We start from the raw sequence: 26766 nt of genomic DNA on the forward strand, positions 1-26766 counted from the left end.
ACGCCATTGGAGCCGCGCGACAAATCGTGCGGCTCCCATCCATTCGTCGAATGAATAGGAGAGGACCATGCGGCCGACGACCGCTGACGACAACGTTTTCGATTTCGACGCTCTTCTTCATCCCGGCACGGTGTTTGAAGCACCGAGAGACGTGCTGGATCATCCGGCGCTGACGTTGAGCGAGAAACGCGCAATCCTGGCATCTTGGGCGTCCGACGCGTCCGCGATCGCCTCTTGCCCGTCGATGCGCGCACCTGCCGGGCTCAAGAAGCCCGTATCGATCGACGAAATCTTGGACGCATTGCGCGCCCTGGACGGTGGCCCCCCGGACGCCACCCGGCGGAAAGCCCTACCGTCTCCATTCGACCGAACGTGCAGCTGCGGCGGCGTAGTTTCAGAGGCCCAGATGATGATGGACGACAACCTGGCACGCCTTCGTGCCCATCACAACAACATCAGCCGCTATCGCCGGCTCTTGCGTACGAAGCTTTTGCCTTTGGAACGCCAGTTTATCGAACGGCGGCTTTCCGAGGAGGAGGCTGCTCTGCAAAGCCTTTCCGTTTCGACCTTTCCGATCGCCTTCAATGAGCCAAGGCCTGGTCGACCGCTGCCGGTTGCAGAGGTGATGCCATGAGCACGACCGTCAATCTGGGCCGACCGGGCTCAGGCTCTTTCCCTTTGGCGCTCCTCGGAAGGTTTTTCGTTCACGAATATTGAAGACTCCGGCTGCGGACGGCGTATCATCGGCCGTGGAGATCTCAGGGATGGCTCTCTCGACCAACGAGCGTCCGATGGGTCCTGTGTGCAAACACCGGATGGGGTTGGCGCGCATCTCTCCCGGCCCGCGCGGATTCGACGAGCGCACCTTCGAGTGCTCGACTTGCGAGCGTACCGAAGTGGTTCGCTTCGGCGTCGATCCGATGCAAACGGACGCGGTCGGCTGGCTCGCCGGTGAGCTGAAGCCGCCCAACTGAAGTTCGGTGTGAGAGGCGCCATGGATGAGCACTTCTGCAAAGAACAGACGCAAAGGCGCTGCCTGTTGGCGCTGGTCAGCCCATACGCCCCGAGGTGGCCGGTCCCTAGGGCCGCGGAGCGGCCGCTGCCGGGGTCGGGTCGGCGAGGCGTGACCAAGAGCGCGATCGAAGTCTCGTGAGACACTTGCGGCGGCGGGGATCCCGCGCGGGAGTCCGAGCCGGCCGCAGGACCTATCCGGGCCGCTGCGTGAAGGCAAGGGCCGTATGCCGACCAAGCCCGAGTGAGGTGCGGCTCGCACCTCCGGGCGCTTGACCTGGTAACCATGAATCGAGGAGGCGAGAATGATCCTGATAGGATTTGGCGCCCTGCTTGTTCTCGGCGGAATTTTGTACATGGCACGCGCTACAATTTGGCGGGGATCGCTTAGTCGGCCCGCCGCCGATACACTGGAGCCGACGCGGCGCGGCGTGGGATTCCTGGGGGTTAGAGCGAACTGGCCGGGCATTCTCCTTGCGGCAATCGGTGCCGTTTTGTTGGTGTTGGGTGCCAGTCTCTAACTTCAGCCACCCGCCGAGCTGCCGCCCTGGTTGACAAGTTGGTATCGACGCTTCAGCCGATGGCTCGTGGTTGTAGCGGCGTTTTGGAGGCGATCGAGGTCCGCACCGTCTTTAGCAATCACGAGCAGTCGCCAATTCAGGCCATCGGGTTCCGCATCGCCGTGTTCAATCTCGACGGAGATAACGAACTCCCCGCCGGGAACGTGCCGGATCTCCTGAAGAGCGAACAGTTCTAGATCGGACTTGGACACCAACGTTCTTGGCACCGGTCTCCTCCCGGCCGGTCTAACGCAGCCTCAATCGCTCCGCGACTGCTTCATGAAAGCGGCCCGCTCGATCATGTCAGCGGGCCATTTCTTTTCGCTTCTATTTCCCTTTCATCTTCGGGTCATTCATAGTCGCCCCGGGGTTAGCCGAACCCGGGCTGCTCGATGCCCCTTGACCGCTGGTCGCGGCTGGAGAATTGCCGCCGCCTCCAGATCCCGCACCCGCGCCTCCGCCGTCCCGTGATCCCGCACCTGCGCCGCCGGCTCCGCCCGAGCCAGCGCCCGCGCCGGCCCCTGCTCCGCCAGCACCACCGGCCCCGCCACCAGCGCCACCCTGCGCGGAGGCGGCAGCGATCGATCCGAACAAAAGTGGAGCTGCGAGCGCCATCTTGCCGATCTTCATGGTCATTTTTCTCCTATTTAATTTTGCTTGCAACCGACCGCTGTAACCTTCGTTCCTAAGCTGGAGCAGGGACCAAACGCGTCGAGGTGCCGCACGGGCAAGGATACCTCACTTACAGCAGACAACTTCCCCCTGGAGGTCGAGGATCAAAGCGCCGGCCGCAACTGCCGAGACAGAGGAGCTCGCTGACAACTCGCAGACTCAACGAGCATGCGCACCCAGAAGAGCACGATCGCTGGCCTTAGCGGACCTTCGAGGCGATCCCCACTCGCGTTGCCCCCTTGAGCGCTCTGTGCCGGCCCAGACAACACTGGCCAACTATTCTTGGGAAAGCATTTCGCGAACAATCGACATTTGAACACGGCTCTCCGGCGAAAGGCCCAGTCTCCATCGCGACCTTCCGGCGAGGACGTCGTTCCTTGAACTCGAAATCAATTCCAGCGCCCGCGCCGCTCGCGGTACGGGGAATATGCCCGGTAACAACCACAAGGCCCCTGGCTTTTGTTCGAATGCATTCCGCAAGCCGCGGCAGAATGTCTCGATTTGAGCAACCATAGCCAACGAGGCAGGCAGTTCCGCGGATCGTATCTGATCGCTTGTGCCGCCCGCGCAAGCGCGAGTCCTGCGAAGTTCCTACGGTCCGACGCGACATTTTCCGAGCTCTCCTCTCGGTACACCACCGCTGCTCTAAGGCTCTTTTCTTCACGTACCAAAGCCTTGCGCGCAGCAGAGAGTTTGGCCGGCGGCACGTCATCCTTGTTCAGTTAGGAACGATTGAACAAAGCGTGTGTTCGCCCTTAGATTCAAGAATTAAAGCACAAGAAATAAAGCAAGAGGGTGAAGCGATGGCGCGATCAGTGGAGGAGTTGAGGCGTGAGTCCGAGCGCAGCCGCGCAGAGCTGGCGGCTACCGTAGGGCGATTAAGGGACCAGATATCGGACACCGCCGAGGACATCCGCCACAAGGTCTCGCCGCAGCACATCAAATCCGAAGTCTCCGAATACGTCAGCGACAAGACCCAGAGCTGGATTGAAGGGCTCAAACAGCTGATCATGGACAATCCCATGCGCGCAGTGGCCGCGGGCGCCGCAGTAGGAATTCCGCTGCTGCGATTGGCGCGAGGTGTCCCGTTGCCACTTTTGATGATCGGCGCCGGGCTTGCCCTGACCTCTAAGACAGTGCGGGATCGCGCGGCGGAGGCGTCCGGTCCGGTAATGGATAGAGCGGGGGAAATGCTCGAGGAGTTGACGGAGGGTGCCCGGGCCATGCAGGGCGACGCGACGGAAAAGCTATCCTCCGCTCCAAGCCGAGCCGCTGGCATGGCTGGAGACGCACAAGATCGGGCCGCCGGCCTTGCGGATGAGCTCCGGACAGGTGCAACAAAGGCTGCCAGTTTTGCAGGTGAAAAACTCAAGAGTGGCATCGACGCAGCCAAGGATGTGGCGGCGAACGCGCCTGACCAGGCCCGTCAGACCATCGGCGACAATGCTGCCCTCATCGGAGGCCTGGGCATCGCGATCGGCGCCATCATCGCGGCGGCTCTTCCCGAGACCAAGGCTGAAGGCAAGGTGATCGGTCGGGCGAGCGATGGCGTGAAACAGGCTGCGGCCGAGGCGGCCCACTCCGGATTCGAGGCGGCGAAAGAGGCGACCACGTCGGCAGCCGACGCGGCGGCACAAAAGATCGCTGAGGCCGATCTCGGCACCTACGCCAGTCGTATGACGCAGGATGTGGCGGGCGCTCTGAAAGAGGCTGCGGACGACGTCGTCAAAGCCGCCTTTAGCCCTTCCCAAAACACCAACACCTGAAGGAAACAATCATGAACGATGTGGACCCGAACAACATCACGCAGTTTGCGCCGAGCCGAGACAAGGGACCCTCGAAGGATCTGAAGGAACAGATCGGTGAAGCCGGGGCAGAGATGAAGCAGCGCGCTGGCGATGCCCTTCAGGCAACGGCCGATCTCGCGCGGGACAAGTTCAGTGAAGCGGCTGATGCAGCCAAAGGGGTGACGGAAGGGACGGTGGAGCAGATTCAGAGCCAGGCCCGCGAGCAGCAGCGGTCGGGCGCCGCTTTCGTTGAGCGCCTCGCAGGCAACATGCGTGAAGCCGGCCGAGCATTTGAGAGCGACGTACCGTTCGCTGCACGCGGCATCGGTTCTGCTGCCGACTACGTCGAAGAAGCCGCCCAGAAGATCCGCGATGGCAGCTTCCGGGATCTCGTCGAAGGTGCAACTGATTTCGCCAAGCGTCAGCCCGCCGCCTTTCTCGGAATATCCGTGCTGGCAGGCTTCGCAGCGCTCCGCTTTTTAAAAGCGTCCGGCGAGCAATCCTCATCATCGAAGCGGAGCGGCACAGTGAATAAATCGTCGTCGGAAGCCGTTCAGAAGTCCGGTGCCCCGCCGTTCTCGGCGAGTTCCGCGCCGCCCGGTCCGAGTTCGCAACAGACATCATCCTCACAGGGCAGCGCCGTACCATGAGCATCGAGCACGATATCAAAACCAGCCAGGGCGAGTTTCGGGTCATCTCGACGCTGCTGGGCGATACCATGTCGCAGTTCGCCAAGCTCTTCCAAAACGAAATGGACCTGGCCAAGGCGGAAGTTGGCGACAAGCTTCAGAAACGCGGTGGAGCGCTAGGTTTGATTGCAGCTGGTGCCGTTCTGGTGGTTCCGGCGATCGTCATGGCACTGTTTGCCCTGTCCGCGGCGTTGATCGCCGCAGGATGGTCGCAACCGGTATCGTATCTGACATCGGCGTTCATAGCGGCGGTAATCGCGGCCTTGTTCTTTGCAGTCGGCATCAACCGGCTTGATGTGCGCAATCTGGCACCTCGAGAAACGATCGGCCAGCTTGAAAAGGATAAGGACACCATGAAAGGAATGGTGCGATGAGCGACACAAAGAGCGGTTTTATTGACAATTTGGTGACAGCAGCCCGGGAAAACCCTCTTGCCGCTGCGCTTATCGGGGGCGGAGCGCTTTGGCTGTTGGCTGGCGGCCAGAAGCTGAAGACCGCGACCCGCTCGGCTGTGGATGTGGTTTCGCCCGTGGCCGATGCTGGGACGAGTAATCTCAGGTCGGCGGGATCGGCTGTTAAGCAGACTGTGGCGCCCCCAACGGCACCTGAAATGGACGACGAGGGATCGCTGGGCGTCGGCGAAACTTTGCGAGGCGCGACCGCTGCCGCTTCCGATGCAGTCTCAGAAGCTGTCGACAACGTTCAGGATCGGTTCGACGAGGGAGTCACTTTCTTCCAGGAGAACTTTGGCAAGCTCGGCAATGCGCTTCCAGGTAAAGAAGCGCTCACCAGTGCGCAATCGTCAATGACTGAGTTGCTTGAAAGACAACCCTTAGTGCTTGGGATCGTGGGCTTGGCGATCGGTGCAGCAGTCGCAGGCGCGTTTCGCGCTTCCGAAATTGAGAACGAATATATCGGCAAAGCTGCCGACGATGTTAAAGCCGACCTGAATCGTCGCGCCGGCGCGGTATCGCAGGCCTTGCGCGAAGGCTCAGATACCGTGGTCGCAGAAGTCGGCGACAAAGGTGCCGAAGCCTTGGATAGGGTGAAGCAGGCCGGCATGGATGCCGCTGAGGCAGCCACCGCCAAAGTAAGGTCCCCCCAACCGGGCTAAGGTTGGGGTGGTCGCGGATCACGTGGATCTGCAGCGAGGTAGCGGAGTGAACGGAACTCGCTTGGGAGGTCGTTCCTCAGATTGGTCTCCGTTGTCTGCCGACCACGAAGCCATAGGCAAACAGCACGATGACAGCGCCGACCACGGCGCCAATCAACCCCGCACCTTCGCCAGGACGATACCAGCCAAGCGCTTGCCCGAGGTAAGTCGCTACGAAGGCCCCGACGATCCCGAGGATGGTCGTCAGAATGAACCCGGCCGGTTCATTGTCCCCCGGCATGATGAACTTGGCTATCACGCCGGCGATGAAACCAATAATGATGGTCCAAAGAATACTCATTGTTTATTCCTTTCAATAGAGCGACGCGGCGGCAATTCAATTGGGTAGGCGTCCCTCCGGCGTATACTTGTCGACTGCTGAGGGGAGCTCCCGGGATAACCTTGCGAGAATCTCGTCTTGAGAAAGCCCGGTCTCCAGTTCAAGCTTTTCCAACACGTCTGAGCCTATTGCTTCCCTCAGTTGCGGAGGCGAAATGTCCTTATTGGGCCCTGTGCTGATCCACGACTGAGCTACGTCACCGCGGCCATTTTGATTGAATTTCTCCAGCAGCTCGCCGATCCCTCCTTGAAGCAGTCCGCCGACTCCTGCCCCGCTGAGCATGCCCGTAAGATTGCTGAGCAGCCCACCAAGCGGCTGTTGAGATCCGGGCGGTTCTAACGAGCCCGCTCCCGGGCCCTTTAGCAACTCCGCCAGCTTGTCTCGATTCTGATATCCGGCAATGGCGAGCAGTCCCAAAAGCGCAGTCATGGACGGCATTCCGCGGGTCATTTGGTAACTCCGTGAAAGGGTTAGACTGCTCGAACTCTGGGACCCCGGTTCTGTTCCTAAGGCATGCGTCCGCAGCTTGCCGCCGGAAGTCCTAAGCCGCTAAGAAGCCGCCTTAGTTGGTCTGATGGGAGAACAGAAGCGCGGGTCAGCTCAGAGGGAGGGATGCCGGGGTGGCGTCATGGCCGTTAGACGTTCCAACGCCTCCGGGGCCTGATTGCGCTGTGACACCAAGCCCAAGATTCCAGGAAGCGTCGCCCGACGCGAAGACGGATGGATCACCCGCCATTCAGCGAGAGGCTGATGCGCGTAACGATCCCATCCCAGGCTCGCTCTTCGCTGGCCGGATAATTGATCAACACGCAATGGACCAGCCCGCCGGAGAAGTTGCAGCGGTCATACCAGACCTTGTCGCCCTTGTAGCTGGAAACCGCAAAAAACCGCGGCGTCACTCTCTTGTACTGAATGCGCGAAGGCGGACCTTTTTTCGCGAGGAAAACAGCGGGGGAATCGCTCCCAACGTTGGGAGCAGCCTGTATCGTGAGGTCGGCACGGCCGTCGGCGGTTCGAAAGCGTTGCCCATAACCGTCCGGCCGGCCCGCTTCTTCGGTGAAGATCGAAGAAGGGAAGTCGACCGACGTACCCGTCTGTGAAATGCGGTAGGTCGTCCACCTTATGGGCTGCGCCGAAACCGAAGCGGCCGATACAGCGATTAAAAAGGCGATCGCCAGAGCTGTCGCTTTCATCAAAGCTCCTCCTTCGCAGACCCCACCGAGACATAGGCAACGAGACGGCTGCACGCCCTTCACACCAAGAAAAGCGGCAAGGGCAATTACGTTCCAAGAAGCCTGATCCTTCGCCGTCTATGCCTTTTCGCCGAGAAGCAGATGCGAAAGCACTACGCCGAGGCGTTCGAGGCATGGGATCGATGGGCCGCAGCCACCGGCGACGTGAGTATTCGAAGGCACGTGACCTCCAGGCCAAACGGCTGCTGAGCAACATCGGTACATATGTCCCGCATGGCGGAGGCGATCAGCCGTTTGCCGCCCCCCCAGCAGAGCCCGCGACCGCCCCTGCACTGCAGCCCTCCGCGTCGCAAGCTTCGCCAACGCCGCAAAAGGAACGGCTGCGCACTTTGGCCGTTCGACATGCTTAACAAATGCTATTGGATATGAGCCACCAGTGAGCGTACTTCTCGTCGAGGACGACCCTCTGATCCGCGGATTCGTCGTGGAAGCGCTGCGCGAAGCAGGCTATCACGTGATACACGCGAGCACCGGGGAGGAGGCACTGGCCTGGTGCAAGCGCCACGTCGCGGACGTGCTGGTCACCGACGTCAGGCTGCCCGGGCAGGTCGATGGGTGGCAGATCGCGGAACGCTACCGAGAGCAGGATCCGGAACTGCCGGTCATCTACGCGACGGGCTTTTCGCCCGCCACACCACGCCCCGTTCCCGGCAGCCGCATCGTGCAGAAGCCCTTCCACCCGGAAGAGATCGTCCGGATGATCAAGGAGCTCGGCGAGGAAAAGGGGGCGCCGTAGCCCGGACCCCGGGCTGGATCCGTCGCTGGGTGCACCACGCCCTTCCCACGGAATCATCCTTTCGGCAGGCCTAATTCCTCGACGGCCCGACCGCAGATCTCAGCAGGGTCCTTGAGGCCGGTCTGACCGATCTCGATGATCTTCTTGGCAATCAGTTCGGTGAGGGGATCGTTGCGATCCTGTACGCCAATCGTGCGGAGGGCCTGTTCGTAGGCTGTCGAAAGTCGCGTGATCTCTTCAGGCCCAAGAGGCGAGTTTTGAAGTATTCGGTAGAGTGCCATTGTTGTCCCCAGCAGGGCGCAACGTAGCACCGATCTACTGAGAGAGCATTGCATCTTAGCAGCCAATTTTGGCTTTCACAGACTGCCCCCTGTGCTTGCGTCCCGGGAGCGTGGAGCCGGCGGGCGGCGAAGAAAGCTGTGGCAGAGTGGACGGGACCTGCGCGCCTTTCCGGCAGACGCGATCCGAAACTTCTCGGCGGCGCAGAGGAACGATAGCCTGAGTGCCAAGTTTTCGCGACGCCCCTGCCCCGAGGGGTGATCTCCGAACTGGCCCCAGCTCATAGCCCCCCCGAGCTGGGGCCTTCATCCGCCAAGTCTGGAATCGCCGCGAGGTGAAGACGTCGGTGAAGCTCTAACCCCTCAATCCTTTGCTCCCCAGGGCTAGCCGTCCTCGCTGCAGCGGCGGGGTCCTGGGTGCCGAGCTTCAGCGCAGTCTCGATCTTGGCGAGGAGCGCCTGGATTTCGGCGCTCTCGTTCGAGCCGGGATCGCCTTGGAACCGCGCCAGCAATTGCTCCTTCCGTCCCAGGAGCTCGCAACAGCAGACATCTCGTCACCGCGGAAACGTAATTGACGTCGAAAGGGCGCCATTCAGAGAGCGGCTTCACCAGCTCGGGGGTGCCGAAGCTGAAACCGATGCTTGGGCCACCGCGGCTGCACGTTCAGGTGCGAAATCGACACCGCTGCCGATCGTTGATATTTACAGACGCATTCACGTTCGTGTTCGACGAGCGATCGGCCGTGTTCTGCTGGCTGTTCGGCCGCTGAGCCGTGGTCGAATTGCGACCGTCGTAGGCTGCGCCTGATTGGTGCCCGAAGCCAATTGGTTCGCACTCTGCGTCCGGTTGTTCGCAGGCGGGTTTGGTACGTGAGTTGGCAAATAAAGCTGACCCCTTCACCAAGAAGCGGCTCCTCGATTTGGCGATCCAATACGAAGCCCGCCTGCGGGTCAAAACCGGCCCGCTCCCTTTGCCAACAATAAACGAGCGAATCACCAAGCACCGGGATTGAGCTGGCCCCGCGATCGCCAGCGGCGCTGCGCAAGTCTTTCTTCACTCGCTTGCGAAGTCGACTATGGCCTCGACAACGTCTCCACTGCTGATCTGCAAAGGCAGCTAAAGCCACTGATCCGAAAGACGCACCCCTACGCCAAGCGGATCGCATACAAGGGCATCTCGGGCAAAGTCGGCCGAAGGAATGGTGAGACATCCCTTCTTTAAAGGGCTCCGCGAGGACGTCTGAGCGGAGGTGCGCGCCGACCCGGAACGAACTGGGCCTCTCCCGCCTTATGGAGTTAGCGAAGCCTCCGCTTCGCACGAGGGACAGGCGGATGCTCCGACAGACTAGTAAGGAAGAAGAGGTCCTAGACCGCACCGCCGAAGTGGCGGCCAACATCGCGGAAGAAGGGCTCCGGTACGTCAGCGACTCTTCGCCCGGGTACACGCGCAAGCGGACCGGCACTACCTTCAGCTACTACGACAAGGACGGCAAGCCCATCACAGACGCCGCCGTCATCCGGCGCATCAAGTCGATCGGCGTCCCGCCCGCCTACGAGTCCGTCTGGATCTGCCCCTCGCCTAACGGCCACATCCAGGCGACCGGGCTCGATGCCCGCGGGCGGAAGCAGTACCGCTATCACTCGAAATGGCGGGAGCTGCGCGACCAGGACAAATATGAGCACGTGATCCGGTTCGCGGCCGCGCTGCCCGCGTTGCGCGACCGGGTCGCCGCCGACATGAAGCGGGACGGGTTACCACGAGAGAAGGTGCTGGCCACGATCGTTAGCCTCTTGGAGAAGACGCTGATCCGGGTCGGCAACGCCGAGTATGCCGAGATGAATAAGTCCTACGGCCTCACCACGATGCGCCGAAAGCACGTCGCAATCGGCCGCGGCGTCCTTCGGTTCGAGTTCACGGGCAAGTCGGGTAAGCAGTGGAAGCTGCGCGTCGAGGACAAGCGGATAGCCTCGATCGTGAAGCGCCGTGCGGAGATCCCGGGGCACGAACACTTCAAGTACCTCGACGAGGACGGAGAGCCCCGCACCGTGGATTTCTGCGTACATCAAGGACATCACAAGCGAGGACTTCAGCGCCAAGGATTTCCGGACTTGGGCGGGGACCGTGCTTGCGGCATTGGCGCTGACCGAGTTCAAGAAGTACGACAGCCAGGCCGAGGCCAAACGCAACGTCGTCGCCGCGATCGAGAGCGTCTCCAAGCAACTCGGCAACACTCCGGCCATCTGCCGCAAGTGCTATGTGCACCCGGAGGTCCTGAACGCCTACATGTCCGGCGATCTGGTCAAGATGATCGAAGCCAAGATCGCGCAGAAATTCAAGCGCCAGTACCCCAAGCTCACGCCCGACGAGATCATGGTGCTGGCGTTTCTCCGCAAGCGTCTCGATTCCCTGAAGGCCGCCGCCTGATCCGGGCGTACCAATCGGCGTAGGGCGTGTTCTTGGCCGCGTGCCTGTTAAAGTCGGGCGCGCCGTCCTTCCACACACCGGTCCCCGCTCTCCCAGCCCACGCTTCGCCTCGTCGACCAGGCGGTGCGCAGCGGTTTCGGCATCCTGATCGCCGACGGCTTTTGCTGCCTTCACGGCTCGCCGTGCATCCATCAGCCGCTTCACAAGCCGCGTCTTGTCGTGGGCAGCCAGGTCGGGATCGCTCATCCGCCAGAGTCTACCGCGGACCACGAAATAGCGCCCATCAGGCGTGACGGGATGCTGGAGGCCCGGCATCAGATGAAAGGCTTCCCTCCGGTCACGGCGACCGTGGTTCCCGAGGTGTAGCTCGACAGCGGATCGGCCAGCATCACGTACGCCGTCGCCAGCTCCGCCGGTTGCCCGGCGCGTTTCATCGGTACCTGCTTGCCAAAATTCTTCACGGTATCCTCGGGCATGGTCGACGGGATCAGCGGCGTCCAGATCGGCTCGGGCGCCACGGCGTTCACGCGAATGCCCTTCTCCGCCAGCATCTGGGCCAGCCCGCCGGTGAAATTCTGGATCGCACCTTTGGTGGTCGCGTAGGCCAGCAGAGTGGGATTCGGCATGTCCGAGTTCACGGAAGCCGTATTAATGATGGCACCGCCCGGCTGCATGCGCGGCACGGCGGCCTTCGCGAGGAAGAACATGGCGTGGATATTCACGTCGAATGTCATCCGCCATTCCTCGTCGCTGATGTCGGAGATATCCTTGAAGGTCGCCTGATGGGCGGCGTTGTTGACGAGAATGTCGACACCGCCGAGGTCGCGGACCGCCAGATCGACGACCTTCCTGCAATGGTCCGCGGATCTCAGATCACCTTTCACCAGGACCGCCTTACGACCTTCGGCTTCGACGAGAGCCGCTACTTCCTTGGCGTCGTCGTGCTCATCGAGATAGGCAATCAGGATATCGGCGCCCTCGCGGGCGAAAGCGATGGCGACAGCCCTTCCTATTCCGCTATCACCGCCGGTGATGACGGCCCGTTTGCCCTGCAGGCGGCCCGATCCCTTGTAGCTGGTCTCTCCATGATCGGGGCGCGGGTTCATTTTCGCGGTCGAGCCGGGCATGGGCTGGCTCTGGCTTGGGAACGGCGGCTTCGGATAGTCGGGCATTGAGATCGATCTCCGCGGGTCGAGAGCGCGACAACCAGCTCAAGGCAACCAAGGTTCCTAGCTCGTTGCTCGCCCCTCCCCGCCAATCGCGTTCAATGGGCGGTAAACCCGCCGTCCACCGGTAGCGCGACGCCGAGGACGAAGCTGGCGCCCGGACTGCACAGCCAGAGCACGGCGGCCGCGATCTCATCGGATTCGCCAAGCCGCCCGATCGGCTGGTCGCGCATGATTTCCTTCAAGGCGTCGGCCTGCTTCGCCAGCATGTCCGAGACCATCGGCGTATTGATCGTGCCAGGGCACATCGCGTTGATCCGGATACCGCGTGGCGCGTACTCCATCGCCGCACTCCTCGTCAGTCCGATGACGCCGTGCTTGGAGGCGTGATAGGCGGCGCGGCACGGCAATCCGACGAGACCTCCAAGCGACGAGCAATTCACGGTGGCTCCGCTTCCCTGCGTCCGCATCTGTTGCAATTCGTGCTTCATGCAAGCCCAGACACCGCGAAGGTTTATTCCGTTCACCCGATCGAAGTTCTCCGCGGTCTCGTCAGCAGCATCACTCGGGGGCACCTGGATGCCCGCGTTGTTGAAGGCCATATCGAGCCTGCCGAAATGCGTCACAGTCCGCTCAATCATGCGCGCGACCTGCGCCTCGTCCGAGACATCGCAGACCACGGTCAGAACCTTGCGTCCCGCGGACGTCAGCTTTTCGGCGGTCGCCCGCAGCGCCTCTTCGTTGATATCGGCGAGCACGACGGCCGCTCCGGAGTTGGAGAACGCCTCAGCGGTCGCCAGCCCCATGCCCGAACTTGCTCCGGTCACCAGCGCGACCTGGCCGCTGAAATCATAGGTCGGATTCATCAAAACCATCTCACTTCGTTTTTGCTCCAAGCGCGATGGGCGTCGCCTGCACCAGCTTGAGTGACTTCACCATCTTCTCCACCGTCGCCTTGTATTTCTTGAAATGATCCGATCCGAGGTGCGCTTCGTATGCCTTCCTGTCGCGATAGATCTCGAAGACCTTGACGCGGGCCGGGTCGTCCTTCTCGGACACCGCGTAAAGCACCAGGACGCCCGGCTCCTCTCGGATCGCCGCGCCGATCTGCTCCTGGACCGCGACCCTGTAAGCGTCCAATTGAGCAGGATCGACCTCGATCTCCGCCACCTGGACATATTGTCCGCCCAGGTCCTGGGCGACGGCGGCGCCGCCCAGCGCGACGGCAAGCATCGACGCGCCGTAGACCAAAAACTGCTTCATGATCGTACTCCAGCCTGCCGCGGCACGATCCGTATGGTTGCGGACCGGGCACGCGCACTGATCATCGGTTCGAGATATCGATTGCCGCGATACTTCGAGCGATAGGCCTCGTCGATCGAATCCAGAATCGGTCCGTCGACCGGTTCGAACGCCACTTCCTTGGTGAGGCCGGCGGCGACGATCCGCCCGGCCTTCTGCTGCGCAGCGGCCCCGTACCACCTGGAGTTCTGTCCATTGTAGCCGCGAACGTAGAGCGCGCCGTCAACCGCGACGGACCATATCCACGTCGGTGTCCCGTATGTCCTCCCGTCCTCCCTGAACGGGGAGACGTGCAGGTCGTCGGCGTCGGCAATCTTACGAAGTTCATCGTCGTTCCAGCGGTGCATCGTGGACACCTCACTTTCGGTACTGGTCGTCGGCCACCTTCTCCATCCAATCGACGTTCTTTCCGTTGAAGGATTCCTGGATGGCGATATGCGTCATGGCCGTCGTGGGCGAAGCGCCGTGCCAATGCTTCAGACCCGGCGGAAACCAGACGACGTCGCCGGCGCGGATCTCCTCGATCGATCCGCCCTCGCGCTGCACCCATCCGAGGCCGGCAGTGACGAGCAGCGTCTGCCCGAGCGGGTGAGTGTGCCAGGCCGTCCGGGCGCCGGGTTCGAACGTGACCTGACCGCCGCTCACCCGTCCCGGGTCCGGAGCCTGGAAGAGAGGATCCACCCGAACCGAACCGGTGAACCAGTCGGCATTCCCCTTCGTCGAGGGGCGGGAGCCGTTTCGTTTGATATCGATGTCCATGACTGCGTTCCTTGGCATGTTCGAATCTTTGGCGCGGGCGTCCGGCGCCGCCGATGTCGCGAAACCGGCCACCAAGGCGATGGCCTGTCGACGCGAGTACGGCGACATCGTTACCGGGGCCGCTTCTCGATGACGTCCTTGACCACCGGCGCCGCCGAGAAGGCACTGGGCCAACCCGCGTAGAAAGCGAGATGGCCGATGGCCTCGCCGGCTTCCTCCTTGGTCAACCCGTTATCCATCGCCCGGTTCAGATGGTAGGTGATCTGCGCGACCTGGCCGGTCGCGATGAGGGCGCTGACCGTGGTGAGACTGCGGTCGCGCGGCGCGAGCCCCGGCCTCAGCCAGAGATCGCGGAACAGCACGTCTGTCGTATACTGGACCAGGCTGGGCGTGATCTTGCCGAACTGCTCGCCGACACGCGTCGCCCGCTGCGCCTCCGCCGCTTCGTCGAGGGGAAGCTGGGGACCGGATGAGGGCGGAAGCTGGTCCGCGCCGATGTTACGGCTCTTGAACACGTCCTTCGCCGCGGCGACGGCATCCATCGCGTTTGCCCAGCCGGTGTAGAACGCCAGGTGCGTGATGATTTCCGACAGTTCGGCCGGCTTCACGCCGTTGTCGAGCGCGAGGTTGAGATAGTACGGCAGCTCGACTGTCTGATCGCGCGCGATGAGCGCGGCGACCGTGACGATGCTCCTATCTCGCGGCGGCAGTCCCGGCCGCTTCCAGAGGTCACCGTGCACGACGTCCTTCGCATATTTGTCAAGGGCGGGCGCGACGGCCCGAATGTCTTCGGTCGTGGGCATGGTTTTACTCCTCCGATGATTGTCTGTTGACCGTTGGCCGCGCTGGCGACGATCGAGAACGAAAGTATGGTTGCCGCGAGAAGTTTCACCGCTGCTGTCCTCCGACTGTTGGCGGGTTCACCATCAGCCACGACGCGACGAACGCGGCGCATAGTACGGTGACGGCGCTGACGAGAAACACGACATTCAGGCCGGCTCCCCTCGCGACCAGCCCGAGCGCGGGACTTGCGATCCCTTGAGCCAGGTCGAGGAAGGCAGTGTAGGCTCCCATCGCGAGACCGCGACTTTGTGCCGGCACCCGCAGGACCGCTTCGACGCCGAAGCCGGGATAGACCAGTGAGAATCCGAATCCCGTGAGGGCGGCTCCGACGAGCGCTAGTTCGGGACGAACGGCCAGCCACATCAGCGCTTGGCCGGCAGTTTCGATGAGCACGCAGAATAAAGCGACCTTGGCGCCGCCAAACTTGTCGGAAGCATGGCTGAAGAGTACGCGCGCAATGATAAACGCGGCGGCATAGACCGTGTATGCGAGCCAGCCTTGCGTCCAACCGCGATCGGCGAACAGCAGCGCGGCGAACGTGGTCACAGCCCCGAACCCCACACTGCCCAACGCAGATCCGAAACCGGGGACCCACACCGATCCGAACACTTTGGCGAACGATAAGCGGGAGCGCGGCACCGGCACAACGGCCGGAAGCGGGGCGATCAGCAGCAATGTGACAAGGGGAGCCAGCGCCGTGACACCCGCGATCGCGGCAAATCCGTAGCCGGCGTAAAGCGCGGAGCCGACCGGGGCCCCAATCGCAAAGGCTGCGAACATCGCGGACCCGACCCAGGCAATGACCTTCCCGGTATTGCGGGAGTCGACGATCGCAAGCCCCCAACTAACGGCGGCGGTAATGATGAAGCTCTCCGCCCCTCCAAGCACGCCCCGCCCAAGCAGCAACACGGCGACCGATGCTTCCGGCGCGCCTCGCAACAGCAGTGAACACAAGTAAATCAATCCGGACGTCGATGCCGCCAGCAGACCTGCGGCGACCGCGCGCTTCGCGCCACGACCGTCAGAGTAGTGGCCCGCCCAGGGTCGCGAAATCAACGATGCAGCGAACTGACTACCGGCGACGAGGCCGACCACGAAAGTGCCGAAACCGAGTCCATCGTGGACGTAGAGCGGGAGCACCGGCATCGCAACGCCGATGACGAGAAAGGCGACGAAGACCGCGCCCATGATCGGCAACAGGGACGCGGCAAAGGAACGTCCTTCCGTGGCCTCTCGCATGGCTACAACTGACATGTCGCCGCCCCTCAGACTTCCTGCTTGGTTGGCCTGTAGAGGATCTCGTTGATGTCCACGTCATCAGGCTGGCTCATCGCGAAGGCGACGACGCGGGCGAACGAGTCCGCCGGTACCGCAACCTGCGAATAGAAGTTCCGGACGTTCTCCGCGGTTTCGGCATCGCTGATGCCGGCGGGAAGCTCAGTCGCGACGGCGCCGAGCGATATCACGGTCGTGCGGCTGTTGCTTGCGCGGGTGATGACGAACCTGTCTGCAATACCTTCCCTCATTCTTTCCTACTCCGCGTTGTCCTCGTCCACCCGCCGGTCGACTTCCAAAGTAGGCGCTTGGGGCCTGCTGCATTAGATGATAAAATCCAATTGGATTGATTGGAGTAGCCTATAAATGGAACGCGCTGACGCGAGCGATCTTCTAGCGTTCCTGGCCGTGGCGCGAGAACGCAGCTTCACCCGGGCGGCGGCTCGGCTTGCGATATCCCAGCCGACCCTGAGTCAGACCGTCCAAGGTCTGGAGGAACGTCTGGGTGTCAGGCTCCTGAACCGGACCACGCGGAGCGTCACACCGACGCAGGCCGGCGAGCGGCTGCTGCAGAAGATTGGACCCAAGTTCGACGAAATGGATGCCGAGCTTGGAGCCCTGAGCGAATTGCGCGAAAAGCCCGCCGGGACTATCCGGATTACCGCGACGGAATATGCCGCGCAGGCGATCCTGATGCCCGCAATGGCCAAGATCGCGCCGCTCTATCCAGACATCAAAGTCGAGGTGATGATCGACGTGGGCCTCACGAACATCGTGGCCGCGCAGTACGATGCCGGGATCCGGCCGGGCGAACTGGTCGCGAAGGACATGATAGCGGTCCGGGTCGGTCCGGACCTACGCATGGCTGTGGTAGGCTCGCCGTCCTACTTTGCTTCTCGAGTGAGGCCGCGGACGCCGCAGGATCTGACGCAGCACAACTGCGTCAACCTTCACCTACCCACCCACGGTGGGCGCCTCTATGCATGGGAGTTCGAGAGGAACGGGCGCGACGTGAATGTGCGCGTGGACGGGCAACTGGTCTTCAACAGTTCGGGCGCGCTGCTGCACGCCGCGCTGCAGGGGCTTGGCTTGGCCTACCTGACCGAAGGTCAGGTTCAGCCCTACTTGTCGAGCGGCGAGCTCATTCGGGTGCTGGGGGACTGGTGCCCGCCATTCTCAGGATATCACCTATACTATCCGAGCCGTCGGCAGCCATCGCCGGCATTCACGCTGCTGGTCGACGCGCTTCGATACCGAGGCAGAGCATCGCGGGGGTAAAGCTGTGGCTCAGGTTGCGGTGCGCTTTTGGCTAGCAGCTGGCCTCAAACTCGCCCGGGGTTGCCGAACGGAGAAGTGCCCATGCCGCGAGGCACCTGGAGATTCCAACGTGACGACCCCGCGCCGGAAGTGGTAATGCTTGTGCCACGGCGCCGCTCAAGAGTGCCACACAAAAACAAATCACTGGACCGAAAAGCGCAATAAAATCAATGCAAGTCAGGATTGTCGCCCCAGTTCAATCCTGTCTGGCAGCACCAGCTTCCCCCTTTGATTTTTAGGCTCTTTGGAAAACCATCGGGGTAGGCGCGGTGAGTACAAATGCAGAAACGTGCGCGGGAATGCGCCTATAGCGGCACGCTTCTCGCACGCTAAATCTCGCTTGGTTCTGCAGTGCCATGAGCGGCCCCGCATGGAGAGGATTCCAAATGGTGGCATGTCCGATTTGCGGAAACGAAATCGGAGAGCTTCCAAGAACCGGTGATGCCGAAGGGTTTGATTGCAAGCAACACGGCAAGTTCGAGGTCTCAAGGACAGCTCTCGAGGCTGAGCCGAGTAAGAGCGCCGGGCGCGATAGTTGGGAAAATGTGAATAAGCGCCGAATTTTGGGTCTGACTCATTTCCGATGAAGTTTGCCGGGCGACTGTGGTTCTCAAACGGAGAATCAGCGCCATGCGGACGGGCTTTCAAATCTCATCGCTAGTACCGAGTGGTTTGGTGGTTGATGGTGTAAGTGACTCAATGGATTCGCTTATTCTGTCTGTTAGGTCGGAAGCTGCGGAGGCTCGGTGCCCTTTGTGCGCGACAGCGTCGAGCCGCATCCATAGCCGCTACGTCCGGCACGTTGCCGATTTGCCATCAGCGGGCAGAAAGGTGCGCCTCCGATTACTCACGCGGCGCTTCACATGCGAGGTGCCGCATTGCCGCCGGCGGATCTTCGCGGAGCGGTTCGGAGAAGACATCGTCCCGCTGCGACGGCGCCGGACAGCACGGCTGGAATACATCGTCCATCACCTGGGGTTGGCGCTCGGCGGCCGGCCGGCGGCAAGCTTCGCCAAGCGGCTCATGCTGCCTGTCAGCAACGATACCTTGCTACGGGTGGTCCGTCGGCGGACGGCGATGCCGACAGATCCATTGCTTGTTGTGGGCATCGATGACTGGGCGTTCCGGAGAAACCATCGATACGGGACGATCGTGTGCGATTTGGAGCGTCGGCGGATCGTTACCCTGCTGCCCGACAGGGAGACTGCGACCGTTCGGGCGTGGCTATCGAAGCACCCAGCGATCAACATTGTGTCGCGAGATCGCGGTGGTGGATACGGCGAGGCAGCAGCTAAGGCGCTCCCGAACGCCATCCAGGTCGCCGACCGCTGGCATCTGATGGAAAATGCGAGCGCGGCCTTCCTTGATGCGGTGCGCCGCTCCATGAACAGAATCCGAACCGCAATCGGAGCGACAACGATCAACCCGGAATTGCTGACCTATGCGGAAAAGCTGCGCTATCAGGGCTATCTGCGGCGCCGGGACAGCCATGCCGCAATTGCGGCTCTCGTCAGCGACGGTGTGCCGTTCAAGGAGATCGTCCGCCGCACAGGACATAGTCGCAATCTGGTTCGCCAAATTAGCCGCGGCGGCGGTACGGATATGTTCCGCACCCGTCAAAGCACCCTGGACGGGCATCTGCCGTTCCTGGACGCGCAATGGTCAGGCGGCTGTCGCAACGGTGCCGAACTCTGGCGCCGTTTGAAGGGACAAGGCTTTATGGGATCGCTGCGCGTGGTGGCGGAATGGGCGACGCGACGGCGGCGTGCCGAGACTATCAGCCATCAACAATTGCAGAAGGTCCCCGCCGCCAGGACGATAGCGCAGCTGATGACGACGAAGCGCGACCACCTGACCAGGGCCGAGACCGTCACGCTTGCCGTCATCGAACAAAACGTTCCTATGCTGGCCGATGCCCAAGCTCTCATTGGCCGCTTCCACGCGATGATCCGAAAGAAGGCCGAGATGGAGCTCGAACCTTGGATTGAGGAATCCAAGCGGAGCCTCATTGCCTCGTTCGCGAATGGCATTGCCAACGATAAGGGCGCGGTGCACGCGGCTATCACGCAACCATGGTCCAATGGCCAAGTGGAAGCTCAGATCACCAAGCTCAAGCTGGTCAAACGGCAAATGTACGGACGCGCTAAGCTCGATCTCCTTCAGGCTAGGCTGATTGGCGCGCCATAAAAACAATCACGATCATCGAATATGCGTCAGAGCCGAATTTTGACCCCCTAATGGAGTGGGCCCTCCAGGGGGGACAGGTTGGCTTTCAGTAATTGACCGGACGGCCGGGCTTTCAGAGGATGAAGGCCCATGGCAAAGCACCGAACCCACAGCGTCGAGTTCAAACGGCAGGTGTCGCAAGAGTATCTGAGCGGCGAGACGCTGCACGGGCTCGCGAAGCGGCATGACATCTCCCGCAATCTGATCCGGATCTGGGTCGAGAAGTTTCAGGCAGGCGCTCTCGATGAAGATTTGGCGGCGGCCGATCTTCTCCAGGATTATGAGGCGCGATTGCCGCCCTCGAGAGGCTGGTCGGGAAACAGGCCCTGGAGCTCGAGTTTCTAAAGGGGGCTCTGCATGCACGACCGCGGAGGAGAAGCGAGCCTACATCCGCGATCACCGGCCCCGCGGCCTCTCCGTCACGGAAGGATGTCGGCTGATGGGGATTGCGCGCTCGACTTACTATGACCGCTCTGAGAAGGCGGCCGATGATACTGCGATCGTTGAGGCGATCGCCACTATCTGCGACGAGTTCGAGCACTATGGCTGGCGTCGCGTCCAGGCTGCGCTTCGCCAGCAGGGCCTGATCGTTAATCACAAGAAGATCCGCCGCCTGATGCGTGAGCATGACCTTCAGCCGAGATTACGTCGCCGCTTCATGGTGACAACAGACAGCGATCACGGTCAGCCGACCTTCCCGAATCTCGCCACCGACATCACTCCCACCGGTACCGACCAACTCTGGGTGGCCGATATCACATATGTCGCCATCGCCGGCGGCTTTGTCTATGTCGCCGTCATCTTGGATGCCTGGTCACGGCGAGTGGTCGGATACGCCATCAGCCGCTCGATCGACGCCCGGCTGACGCTCGCGGCCCTGGCCGCCGCGATCGAAGGCCGCAAACCACCTCCCGGCTGCGTGCATCATTCCGATCGTGGATCACAATACGCTGCGGCTGCCTATCGCGATCATCTTGCCGCCCACGGCTTGATCGGCTCCATGGGCCGGCGCGGCAACCCATACGACAACGCCACGGCGGAGAGCTTCATGAAGACACTCAAGGTCGAAGCCGTTTATCCGATGGCATTCGAAACCTTCATCGACGTTGCCGAAAACCTTCCGCGCTTCCTTGAGGAGGTTTACAACCGTCGACGGCTTCACTCGGCACTCGGTTATCTCAGTCCTGTGCAATTCGAGGATCAACACACCCGGCGAACGGTCAAACCAGCAGCCTGACCCCGTCTGCTCCGAGGGGCCCACTCCAATAAGGGGTCAAACAGCGCGCCGAATGACACTGAAGAAGATCATTGCCGGCACCGACGTTCAGTTCAGCGCGAGTTTCGAGATCGACGGGAACGAGATGTTTGCCCATGCCTGCAAGGTCGGGCTCGAAGGCGTCGTCTCCAAGGTGCGCGACAGCGTCTACCCGGTCGGCCGCACCAACAATTGGGTCAAGAAAACCTGCGCCCAGCGCGAGACACTCACCATCGCCGGCTTCGCGCTCGACGACGGCAAATGGGACGGCATATACCTTGCTCGGCGAAAGGGTTCTGACCTGGTTTACGCTGGCAAGGTCGACCATGGCTTCGACAAGACGTCGGCGGCCGAGCTGCGGCGGCGCCTCGAGCCGCTGGTCCGGAAGACACAGCCCTACGCGAAGCGGATAGCGCACAAAGGCATCTGGGTCGAACCGAAGCTTCTTGCTGAGATTGAGTACCGAGCGAAGTCGGCCGAGGGGAAGGTGCGGCATCCGTTCTTCAAAGGGTTGCGCGAGGATCTCTAGAGCATGGCGGGCTGCCCGGAAATCCGCTCCGTTAATGCAGTCGACTTTTAGCGATTTCGACTAGTTCAACATGCCCTGCGAGCGCAGTGTCGAGGTCGCTGTTTCCCCAGTACTCGCACAAACGTTTACTGTGCGGGAATGTCGCCCAGAAGCATAACGCTAAGCCGCAGGCGCCGCTCTGGGAGCGCCCCGCCCGGCGCCGCGCTTTTTCGCACGATCATCGCGCCATGTTGACATGCCAGCGCATAAGCGCAGCAATGAACCAGGTAACCATGGGCGTTCCCGACAGGAATGCGATCTGTCCAAAGATATACCTCTTTATAGCTTGCGCGCGGTCTGACGTAACATCCTAAGATTGCGCTGGATGCAGTCGAGGAGGACTCGCGATGCGCAGGCAGCCTGTTCCGCTTACTCCGGAGGACCTGGTCAATCATCAATTCGGCACCGACGACAACCTGATAGGCACCCCGGGCGCACCGACCTTGTTCGGCGATGCTGGTGGGAACCTGTTCGACTTCTCGAAGGGGGGCAACGACACCTTCGATGAAGTCGGACTTTCCAATTACACATTTTATGGTGACGTGGTTGGCAGCATTTTCGATTTTGCGCAGGGCGGCGATGACACGTTCAACGGACTCCCATTGGCTGGTGTCACTGCCTACGGGGACGCTGGCGCGGACATGTCGGAGCACAGTAAGGGCGGCAACGACACCTTCTTGAGTGGAACTGGCAGACAGCAAATCAATACGTTCTTCGGCGATGCCGGCGGCGCCATGTCGGGTCACGCTCAGGGCGGCGACGACACTTTTATAACTCAGACGGTACAGGGTGGCACCCACACCTTTTATGGCGATGCGGGCGGCGACATGTCTGGCTACAGCAAGGGTGGCAATGACAGCTTCCAGGGCTCCAGGCAGGCAACAAACGTCTTTTTTGGTGATACCGGGAGCAATATGTCCGGTCACGCCCACGGCGGCGATGACACATTCACAGCCAGAACGGACTCAGGCAACACATTCTACGGAGATGCCGGCGGTGACATGACCGGCTACAGCAAAGGTGGCAACGACACCTTCAACGGGGCCTTGTTCGCCACGCAGGTGTTCTATGGTGATGCCGGAGGTAATATGTCGGGCCATGCTGAGGGAGGCGACGACAGTTTCATGGGCTCCGGTGGGGCGGTAACGTCAAAGACCTTTTATGGCGATGCCGGCGGCGACATCTCCGGCTTTGCCAAGGGCGGCAACGATACTTTCGTCAACGAGGGCGGCTCCACAGTGTCTTTTTACGGGGACGCCGGCGCCACAATGTCCGGGCATGCGCAAGGCGGCGACGACGTTGCGACGTTGCAGGGGAGCAAGAACTTCGCCGTCGGCGATGCTGTTACGATGCTCGACGCTGCCAGCGGGGGCAATGACAGTCTAAGCGGCGGCGATAGGTCCCTGACTGATGTTGTAAATGAGCTGTATGGGGACGCTCAGGCCATGGGCGGCGCGACCCAAGGAGGCGATGATCTTATTGTCGGCGGCGAGGCCGTTGGTAGCGGCCGGGTCGATAACTTCTTATGGGGCGACGCGGAGCAACTTTCGGGTCGTGCCAAGGGAGGCAGCGATGTCCTCTACGCTGGAACCGCGGCGCCCGGTTGCACGGTCAGCAATGAGATGTGGGGCGATGGCCAACTGCGCGGCAATGCTCTTGGCGGTAGCGACACGTTCGTATTCAAGGATGATGGTGCAACGACGGTCGGAACTCAGAATGTCATCGGGGACTTCAGCCAATGCCAAGATGATAAGGTCGCTTTCATTGACGTGGCGGGCGTGCAGTCGTTCGATGATCTTGTCATAACCCAAAATGGAACTAGCACCATTATCATCGCAGGAGTCGATCAAGTTACACTTGCAAACTTCACCAATTTGATGACGGCGAATGACTTTTTGTTTGTCTGAGAGCGTTCCTCTTCGTCGGCGATTTAGTCATCGATCCTCAAAACCAAGGCAATCGCTCCAACGAATGCGGTCCTCAACCGCGACTGCTCCTGCTCATAAGCGAACGCATCATGAAGATAGCCCGCTGGATCATATCCGGCGGGCTGTTCGCGATGGGACTACTTCCCCTTCATCTTCGGGTCATTGATGTCGCGCCCGGGTTGGTCGACCCAGGGCTGCTCGAAGCGCCTTGACCGCTAGCGGCCGAATTGCCGCCGCCGCCCGATCCAGCACCTCCAGCCCGCGCCGCCGCCGCCTCGCCGGACCGATTAAGCCTCGACCGCTTTAGTTGAATGTTTGCAGCCTCAATTTGAGCGATCCGTCGGCTTGGCGTTCGAAGACGTGCGTCGCTAAACCACTGAAGGAGACGGCTTGCCCTCCTTGTCCTTACCCGTAGCGCTCCACTTGGCTGTGCCGAAGACGACCTTGTCGTCTCCGCCGGCATCGATCATCTCCAACTTGTGATCCGTCACACCGCTCGCGAAGAGTCCGGCAAAGAACTTCTCGATCTCGGCCGGCCCCGACGCGACCTGATGTGTGGGCGGCATCAATTTTGCCGTCGCGACATAGGAGGCGCCGATGGCTTTCTCGTCATGCTTGTTGAATGCGGCATCCCAAGCGGCGTAAGCCTTCTCCACGTCCCCCTTGGCGTCCGCGGCCAACGAAATTCCCGGCGCGCCGAGCAGACAAATGAGTAATGCTGATGTTTGAGCCAACTTCATAGGATACTCCTCTGTTGGATAATGCCTTTCCCGAATGATTAGATCATCTCTCCGGTCGTCTGCCGCGGCTGCGCTCCCGCCAGCATGACCACACCGTCGCCGGTCGCGCTGTGGCCGGCCATTGGTTCTTACGAAAGAGGTGCAGGCGATGGCAACTTCAACGTCGCCATTCACCTGGGGAGTCCACATCGCGCGCCACGACACCGCTAATGCAGCCGGTCACACATGCGCCGAACTTCAACCACCATGACCAGTTCTGCGAAGGCACATTCATCATGATTGGTTGGAAGGACTCCACCCAATAGTTCGCGGAGCAGCAATTCCGGGCAATTACCGTCAACGGCGCTGACAAATGGGAGACGCGGCACACGGTCGGAAATCCCTGCGTTGGTCACAGTGTAATTCGGCCTTGGCCCTTAGCTATCATCTGTCTCAATCGCCGTATTGTTGGCTTTGGGCTTTGAGCTGACACCAGCTGGACAGCCGCTTGTGACGCAAAGCCGACGTAGGTCAGGAACGCGCTGAAGTCGACTTCTGACCCGAAGCGCTCGTCACCCTTCCGGCACGCCAGCGAGGCGCCAGCCTTCACACAGGCGCTGCAGCCCGGCAAGGTAAATTGGATTGTCGCTTTGTTGAGCTGCGAGCAAGCGACGAATGGTGAAACCTGAGTTGAGCGCAAGTCCCGTTCTCGCAGCAGTTCGCGCCTCATCGAACGCGCCGGTCAAGGCCAAGGCAGCGGCGAGCGATATATGAGCGAGATGAAAGTTACGGTTCGCCTCGGTGCTTCGTCGCAGCCAACTGACGCCTTCGACGTCTGAACCAAGCAGCAGCTTGGCGACGCCCGCAAAACACGCCCACTGGTAGGCGAAAACGTCGCGAGGAGAGAGCCGTAAAGCTTCGAGTATATGGCCTTCGGTCTCGGCAGCGCGACCTATGTAGGATTTTGCGAAACCAAGGGCAGCATGAGCGTGGACCAAATTCGGAGCCAGCGCCAACGCAAGTTCGAACTCACGGATGCCTTGGGCGGCCCGGTTCGTAAAGGTCTGGACCCACCCCCGAGCCATGTGGGCTGAGGCACTGTTCGGCCTAATCGACAATACCTTGTTCACTATCGCCTCGGCCGCCGCAAGCCGCGCGGGCCCATCATCCGTCGTAAAGCTACCTCCAACTACCGTATCAACATTTGCCAGACCAATCATTGCTTCGACGTTGCCGGGATCGAACTCCAGCGAGCGCTCGAAGAAGCCCCGCGCTTGCGTCACGCATTCAAGGCTAATCCCCTTCATCAACCAGGCCCGGCCCTGGAAGCACAAGTCCATCGCATCGGGATGCAGCGTACGCTCGGCTCGTCGCGCCTCAGCCTCGATGAGCTGGGCACCTAATGTACCGGCGAGCCTCGACACGATTTCGTCCTGCATATCGAACAGGTCGCCGACAGGCTTCTCGAAGCGCTCGGCCCAAAGATGCTGACCGCTGTGGGCATCGATCAACTGCACGTTCATCCGAAGCCGATTGCCGCTGCGTTGCACTGAGCCTTCGAGCACGTAGCGAACGTTTAATTCGCGGCCGACCTGCCGTACATCGACTGCTCTACCCTTGTATGAGACGGCGCTGTTCCGTGCGATTACAAATGAACCACTGATGCGCGACAAGTCCGTGGTCAAGCTCTCGGTTACACCATCCACGAAATAGTCCTGCTCACGATCACCGCTCAGGTTCGCGAAGGGTAGCACGACGATGGATAGGCGCGGCGGCGTGTCGCCGGTTCGCTCGACTGGGCCAACCGTCTCATTTGCGGGCCTCCGGGCTTCCTGCACTGCACCAACGAAGCGGAAACCTTTGCGCGGCAATGTTTTGATTAACTGCTGTTTATCGCCCGTGTCCCCGATTGCGCTCCGGGCGGCATTGAGGCGAGTCGTCAGCGCAGCATCCGAGACGATGCGACCTTTCCAGATGGCGTTGATGAGGTCGTCCTTGCTGACGACGCGCTCTCTGTTTCGGATCAGGTATTCGAGTAGATCGAACACTTGGGGTGCGACAACAACCACGTCTGTTGCGCGCTGCAGTTCGCGCCTGTCGGTATCCAATGCGTAATCCTCAAAAAGAAACCGCAAGCTGCATTCCCTCTCCGGGGCCACCCTCGGAAACCATAACAATAAGCTGCCGGTGAGGAAAATGTAAGCGAGCTGTTAGTGCGCCACTAAACCAACGCCTTCGTCCTTAAATCCGCGGCCGGACTGGCGTTCCTTATTCCCTCTCCTCCCGCTTGTGGCCCTTAGCGGTCGACCCAGCATGTCCGCTAGATGTCCGCTCCTGCACACCGAAGAACGACCCTATGCAGACCCGGAAGCGGCCGCGCGCAAGCTCGTCGAGCTCGCAGCCAACGTCGAGGCCGTTGGGCTGCGCCGCGTTCGACATGGAAGGCGACAAGATCGTAAAGATGGCACTGAGGAGATGTTTTTTCGGCGCAGGAGACGTGCCACC

At 61.2% G+C, this 26766-nt stretch carries 28 protein-coding genes and 5 pseudogenes; 17 read left to right on the forward strand and 16 right to left on the reverse strand.

Translation table 11 applies throughout. The features are described 5' to 3' along the window. The first annotated feature begins 67 nt into the window (after nt 1–67). The 3 genes and pseudogenes from AB7245_RS46575 to AB7245_RS46585 all read left to right on the forward strand — a co-directional run bounded on the left by AB7245_RS46575 (nt 68) and on the right by AB7245_RS46585 (nt 974). Nucleotides 68–392: pseudogene (locus AB7245_RS46575) on the forward strand (hypothetical protein). A 14-nt stretch (nt 393–406) separates the two neighbouring features. Next, nucleotides 407–634, forward strand: a complete 228-nt coding sequence (locus AB7245_RS46580) for a hypothetical protein (RefSeq protein ID WP_245289067.1) — start codon at nt 407–409, stop codon at nt 632–634. Between the two features lie 130 nt (nt 635–764). Continuing rightward, a complete protein-coding gene (locus AB7245_RS46585; protein ID WP_439035963.1) occupies nt 765–974 on the forward strand; it encodes a response regulator in 210 nt (69 codons plus the stop codon). A 560-nt stretch (nt 975–1534) separates the two neighbouring features. Here AB7245_RS46585 and AB7245_RS46590 read toward each other — a convergent pair. Continuing rightward, nucleotides 1535–1783 carry a hypothetical protein gene (locus AB7245_RS46590; RefSeq protein ID WP_231145601.1) on the reverse strand — a complete coding sequence of 83 codons (249 nt, stop codon included), beginning with the start codon at nt 1781–1783 and terminating at the stop codon, nt 1535–1537. A gap of 1263 nt (nt 1784–3046) precedes the next feature. Between AB7245_RS46590 and AB7245_RS46595 the strand changes: the two genes are divergently transcribed. Genes AB7245_RS46595 through AB7245_RS46610 form a run of 4 tightly spaced genes read left to right on the forward strand, consistent with a single transcriptional unit; the run spans nt 3047 to nt 5833 of the window. Further along, nucleotides 3047–4009, forward strand: coding sequence for a DUF3618 domain-containing protein (locus tag AB7245_RS46595; RefSeq protein ID WP_162479152.1), 963 nt, complete (start codon nt 3047–3049; stop codon nt 4007–4009). 11 nt (nt 4010–4020) lie between these two features. Beyond that, nucleotides 4021–4680: a hypothetical protein gene (locus AB7245_RS46600; RefSeq protein WP_231145600.1), complete on the forward strand. Its 660-nt coding sequence runs from the start codon at nt 4021–4023 to the stop codon at nt 4678–4680. Next, on the forward strand, nt 4677–5093 hold the full coding sequence (locus tag AB7245_RS46605; RefSeq protein ID WP_439035964.1) for a phage holin family protein: 417 nt from the start codon (nt 4677–4679) through the stop codon (nt 5091–5093). Before AB7245_RS46600 ends, AB7245_RS46605 begins: the two co-directional genes overlap by 4 nt. After that, nucleotides 5090–5833 carry a hypothetical protein gene (locus AB7245_RS46610; protein ID WP_162478964.1) on the forward strand — a complete coding sequence of 248 codons (744 nt, stop codon included), beginning with the start codon at nt 5090–5092 and terminating at the stop codon, nt 5831–5833. Before AB7245_RS46605 ends, AB7245_RS46610 begins: the two co-directional genes overlap by 4 nt. A 76-nt stretch (nt 5834–5909) precedes the next feature. Here the strand turns inward: AB7245_RS46610 and AB7245_RS46615 are convergent, their stop codons facing one another. From AB7245_RS46615 to AB7245_RS46625, 3 genes are all read right to left on the reverse strand, one after another. Then, nucleotides 5910–6173, reverse strand: coding sequence for a GlsB/YeaQ/YmgE family stress response membrane protein (locus tag AB7245_RS46615; protein ID WP_162478963.1), 264 nt, complete (start codon nt 6171–6173; stop codon nt 5910–5912). A gap of 36 nt (nt 6174–6209) precedes the next feature. Continuing rightward, on the reverse strand, nt 6210–6662 hold the full coding sequence (locus AB7245_RS46620; protein WP_210168710.1) for a YidB family protein: 453 nt from the start codon (nt 6660–6662) through the stop codon (nt 6210–6212). A gap of 275 nt (nt 6663–6937) precedes the next feature. Continuing rightward, nucleotides 6938–7405: a hypothetical protein gene (locus AB7245_RS46625; RefSeq protein WP_162478962.1), complete on the reverse strand. Its 468-nt coding sequence runs from the start codon at nt 7403–7405 to the stop codon at nt 6938–6940. 436 nt (nt 7406–7841) lie between these two features. Here AB7245_RS46625 and AB7245_RS46630 point away from each other — a divergent pair, with 436 nt between their 5' ends. Next, nucleotides 7842–8201 carry a response regulator transcription factor gene (locus AB7245_RS46630; RefSeq protein ID WP_162478961.1) on the forward strand — a complete coding sequence of 120 codons (360 nt, stop codon included), beginning with the start codon at nt 7842–7844 and terminating at the stop codon, nt 8199–8201. 53 nt (nt 8202–8254) lie between these two features. Here the strand turns inward: AB7245_RS46630 and AB7245_RS46635 are convergent, their stop codons facing one another. Continuing rightward, nucleotides 8255–8482 carry a hypothetical protein gene (locus AB7245_RS46635; RefSeq protein ID WP_162478960.1) on the reverse strand — a complete coding sequence of 76 codons (228 nt, stop codon included), beginning with the start codon at nt 8480–8482 and terminating at the stop codon, nt 8255–8257. A gap of 1056 nt (nt 8483–9538) precedes the next feature. Between AB7245_RS46635 and AB7245_RS46640 the strand changes: the two are divergent. The 3 genes and pseudogenes from AB7245_RS46640 to AB7245_RS46650 all read left to right on the forward strand — a co-directional run. Continuing rightward, nucleotides 9539–9722: pseudogene (locus tag AB7245_RS46640) on the forward strand (DNA ligase); the annotation flags it as partial. An 88-nt stretch (nt 9723–9810) separates the two neighbouring features. Then, nucleotides 9811–10443: pseudogene (locus AB7245_RS46645) on the forward strand (DNA topoisomerase IB); the annotation flags it as partial. Nucleotides 10444–10462: 19 nt separating this feature from the next. Next, nucleotides 10463–10903 carry a hypothetical protein gene (locus AB7245_RS46650; protein ID WP_439035965.1) on the forward strand — a complete coding sequence of 147 codons (441 nt, stop codon included), beginning with the start codon at nt 10463–10465 and terminating at the stop codon, nt 10901–10903. Here AB7245_RS46650 and AB7245_RS46655 read toward each other — a convergent pair. The 9 genes and pseudogenes from AB7245_RS46655 to AB7245_RS46695 form a co-directional block, all read right to left on the reverse strand. Further along, nucleotides 10848–11218, reverse strand: a pseudogene (locus AB7245_RS46655) (hypothetical protein). The gene AB7245_RS46650 and the pseudogene AB7245_RS46655 overlap by 56 nt on opposite strands. Beyond that, on the reverse strand, nt 11218–12075 hold the full coding sequence (locus tag AB7245_RS46660; protein WP_162478958.1) for an SDR family oxidoreductase: 858 nt from the start codon (nt 12073–12075) through the stop codon (nt 11218–11220). Before AB7245_RS46660 ends, AB7245_RS46655 begins: the two are co-directional and overlap by 1 nt. A 92-nt stretch (nt 12076–12167) precedes the next feature. Continuing rightward, nucleotides 12168–12935 carry a glucose 1-dehydrogenase gene (locus tag AB7245_RS46665; RefSeq protein ID WP_439035966.1) on the reverse strand — a complete coding sequence of 256 codons (768 nt, stop codon included), beginning with the start codon at nt 12933–12935 and terminating at the stop codon, nt 12168–12170. A 10-nt stretch (nt 12936–12945) separates the two neighbouring features. After that, entirely contained in the window at nt 12946–13332 is a 387-nt protein-coding gene (locus AB7245_RS46670) for a putative quinol monooxygenase (protein WP_162478956.1), read from the reverse strand. Further along, the gene (locus AB7245_RS46675; protein ID WP_162478955.1) at nt 13329–13718 is read right to left on the reverse strand and encodes a DUF2255 family protein; all 390 of its coding nucleotides are present in this window, start codon (nt 13716–13718) and stop codon (nt 13329–13331) included. Before AB7245_RS46675 ends, AB7245_RS46670 begins: the two co-directional genes overlap by 4 nt. Before the next feature lie 10 nt (nt 13719–13728). Beyond that, nucleotides 13729–14124, reverse strand: coding sequence for a (R)-mandelonitrile lyase (locus AB7245_RS46680; RefSeq protein WP_210168712.1), 396 nt, complete (start codon nt 14122–14124; stop codon nt 13729–13731). A gap of 116 nt (nt 14125–14240) precedes the next feature. After that, nucleotides 14241–14933, reverse strand: a complete 693-nt coding sequence (locus AB7245_RS46685; RefSeq protein ID WP_354125295.1) for a carboxymuconolactone decarboxylase family protein — start codon at nt 14931–14933, stop codon at nt 14241–14243. 85 nt (nt 14934–15018) lie between these two features. Continuing rightward, a complete protein-coding gene (locus AB7245_RS46690) occupies nt 15019–16227 on the reverse strand; it encodes an arabinose transporter (protein ID WP_231145597.1) in 1209 nt (402 codons plus the stop codon). Nucleotides 16228–16238: 11 nt separating this feature from the next. Beyond that, nucleotides 16239–16499 carry a hypothetical protein gene (locus tag AB7245_RS46695; RefSeq protein ID WP_179945621.1) on the reverse strand — a complete coding sequence of 87 codons (261 nt, stop codon included), beginning with the start codon at nt 16497–16499 and terminating at the stop codon, nt 16239–16241. Between the two features lie 115 nt (nt 16500–16614). Here AB7245_RS46695 and AB7245_RS46700 point away from each other — a divergent pair, with 115 nt between their 5' ends. The 6 genes and pseudogenes from AB7245_RS46700 to AB7245_RS46725 all read left to right on the forward strand — a co-directional run bounded on the left by AB7245_RS46700 (nt 16615) and on the right by AB7245_RS46725 (nt 23521). After that, a complete protein-coding gene (locus tag AB7245_RS46700) occupies nt 16615–17526 on the forward strand; it encodes a LysR family transcriptional regulator (RefSeq protein WP_162478953.1) in 912 nt (303 codons plus the stop codon). 669 nt (nt 17527–18195) lie between these two features. Beyond that, a complete protein-coding gene (locus tag AB7245_RS46705; protein WP_354081003.1) occupies nt 18196–19752 on the forward strand; it encodes an ISL3 family transposase in 1557 nt (518 codons plus the stop codon). Between the two features lie 129 nt (nt 19753–19881). Beyond that, nucleotides 19882–20136, forward strand: a complete 255-nt coding sequence (locus AB7245_RS46710; protein WP_439035967.1) for a transposase — start codon at nt 19882–19884, stop codon at nt 20134–20136. Further along, nucleotides 20072–21028: an IS3 family transposase gene (locus tag AB7245_RS46715; protein ID WP_439035993.1), complete on the forward strand. Its 957-nt coding sequence runs from the start codon at nt 20072–20074 to the stop codon at nt 21026–21028. The genes AB7245_RS46710 and AB7245_RS46715 overlap by 65 nt, the downstream gene beginning before the upstream one ends. Nucleotides 21029–21074: 46 nt before the next feature. Beyond that, nucleotides 21075–21575 (forward strand): annotated as a pseudogene (locus tag AB7245_RS46720) (DNA ligase); the annotation flags it as partial. A gap of 386 nt (nt 21576–21961) precedes the next feature. Beyond that, entirely contained in the window at nt 21962–23521 is a 1560-nt protein-coding gene (locus AB7245_RS46725) for a hypothetical protein (protein ID WP_439035968.1), read from the forward strand. Nucleotides 23522–23910: 389 nt separating this feature from the next. Here the strand turns inward: AB7245_RS46725 and AB7245_RS46730 are convergent, their stop codons facing one another. Then, a complete protein-coding gene (locus AB7245_RS46730; RefSeq protein WP_439035969.1) occupies nt 23911–24282 on the reverse strand; it encodes a YybH family protein in 372 nt (123 codons plus the stop codon). A 551-nt stretch (nt 24283–24833) separates the two neighbouring features. Continuing rightward, nucleotides 24834–26396, reverse strand: a complete 1563-nt coding sequence (locus AB7245_RS46735) for a winged helix-turn-helix domain-containing protein (RefSeq protein ID WP_439035970.1) — start codon at nt 26394–26396, stop codon at nt 24834–24836. Nucleotides 26397–26766 lie beyond the last annotated feature (370 nt).

The sequence above is a fragment of the Bradyrhizobium sp. 604_D8_N2_3 genome (genome assembly GCF_051810765.1).
GTDB classification, from domain to species: Bacteria; Pseudomonadota; Alphaproteobacteria; order Rhizobiales; family Xanthobacteraceae; genus Bradyrhizobium; species Bradyrhizobium barranii.

Bases quoted from the DNA above. Each gene is read 5' to 3' on its own strand.
- AB7245_RS46580 (WP_245289067.1), top strand. From the start codon at position 407: ATGATGATGGACGACAACCTGGCACGCCTTCGTGCCCATCACAACAAC.
- AB7245_RS46585 (WP_439035963.1), top strand. From the start codon at position 765: ATGGCTCTCTCGACCAACGAGCGTCCGATGGGTCCTGTGTGCAAACAC.
- AB7245_RS46595 (WP_162479152.1), top strand. From the start codon at position 3,047: ATGGCGCGATCAGTGGAGGAGTTGAGGCGTGAGTCCGAGCGCAGCCGC.
- AB7245_RS46600 (WP_231145600.1), top strand. From the start codon at position 4,021: ATGAACGATGTGGACCCGAACAACATCACGCAGTTTGCGCCGAGCCGA.
- AB7245_RS46605 (WP_439035964.1), top strand. From the start codon at position 4,677: ATGAGCATCGAGCACGATATCAAAACCAGCCAGGGCGAGTTTCGGGTC.
- AB7245_RS46610 (WP_162478964.1), top strand. From the start codon at position 5,090: ATGAGCGACACAAAGAGCGGTTTTATTGACAATTTGGTGACAGCAGCC.
- AB7245_RS46615 (WP_162478963.1), bottom strand. From the start codon at position 6,173: ATGAGTATTCTTTGGACCATCATTATTGGTTTCATCGCCGGCGTGATA.
- AB7245_RS46620 (WP_210168710.1), bottom strand. From the start codon at position 6,662: ATGACCCGCGGAATGCCGTCCATGACTGCGCTTTTGGGACTGCTCGCC.
- AB7245_RS46625 (WP_162478962.1), bottom strand. From the start codon at position 7,405: ATGAAAGCGACAGCTCTGGCGATCGCCTTTTTAATCGCTGTATCGGCC.
- AB7245_RS46635 (WP_162478960.1), bottom strand. From the start codon at position 8,482: ATGGCACTCTACCGAATACTTCAAAACTCGCCTCTTGGGCCTGAAGAG.
- AB7245_RS46660 (WP_162478958.1), bottom strand. From the start codon at position 12,075: ATGCCCGACTATCCGAAGCCGCCGTTCCCAAGCCAGAGCCAGCCCATG.
- AB7245_RS46665 (WP_439035966.1), bottom strand. From the start codon at position 12,935: ATGAATCCGACCTATGATTTCAGCGGCCAGGTCGCGCTGGTGACCGGA.
- AB7245_RS46670 (WP_162478956.1), bottom strand. From the start codon at position 13,332: ATGAAGCAGTTTTTGGTCTACGGCGCGTCGATGCTTGCCGTCGCGCTG.
- AB7245_RS46675 (WP_162478955.1), bottom strand. From the start codon at position 13,718: ATGCACCGCTGGAACGACGATGAACTTCGTAAGATTGCCGACGCCGAC.
- AB7245_RS46685 (WP_354125295.1), bottom strand. From the start codon at position 14,933: ATGCCCACGACCGAAGACATTCGGGCCGTCGCGCCCGCCCTTGACAAA.
- AB7245_RS46690 (WP_231145597.1), bottom strand. From the start codon at position 16,227: ATGTCAGTTGTAGCCATGCGAGAGGCCACGGAAGGACGTTCCTTTGCC.
- AB7245_RS46695 (WP_179945621.1), bottom strand. From the start codon at position 16,499: ATGAGGGAAGGTATTGCAGACAGGTTCGTCATCACCCGCGCAAGCAAC.
- AB7245_RS46700 (WP_162478953.1), top strand. From the start codon at position 16,615: ATGGAACGCGCTGACGCGAGCGATCTTCTAGCGTTCCTGGCCGTGGCG.
- AB7245_RS46705 (WP_354081003.1), top strand. From the start codon at position 18,196: ATGCGGACGGGCTTTCAAATCTCATCGCTAGTACCGAGTGGTTTGGTG.
- AB7245_RS46710 (WP_439035967.1), top strand. From the start codon at position 19,882: ATGGCAAAGCACCGAACCCACAGCGTCGAGTTCAAACGGCAGGTGTCG.
- AB7245_RS46715 (WP_439035993.1), top strand. From the start codon at position 20,072: ATGAGGCGCGATTGCCGCCCTCGAGAGGCTGGTCGGGAAACAGGCCCT.
- AB7245_RS46725 (WP_439035968.1), top strand. From the start codon at position 21,962: ATGCGCAGGCAGCCTGTTCCGCTTACTCCGGAGGACCTGGTCAATCAT.
- AB7245_RS46730 (WP_439035969.1), bottom strand. From the start codon at position 24,282: ATGAAGTTGGCTCAAACATCAGCATTACTCATTTGTCTGCTCGGCGCG.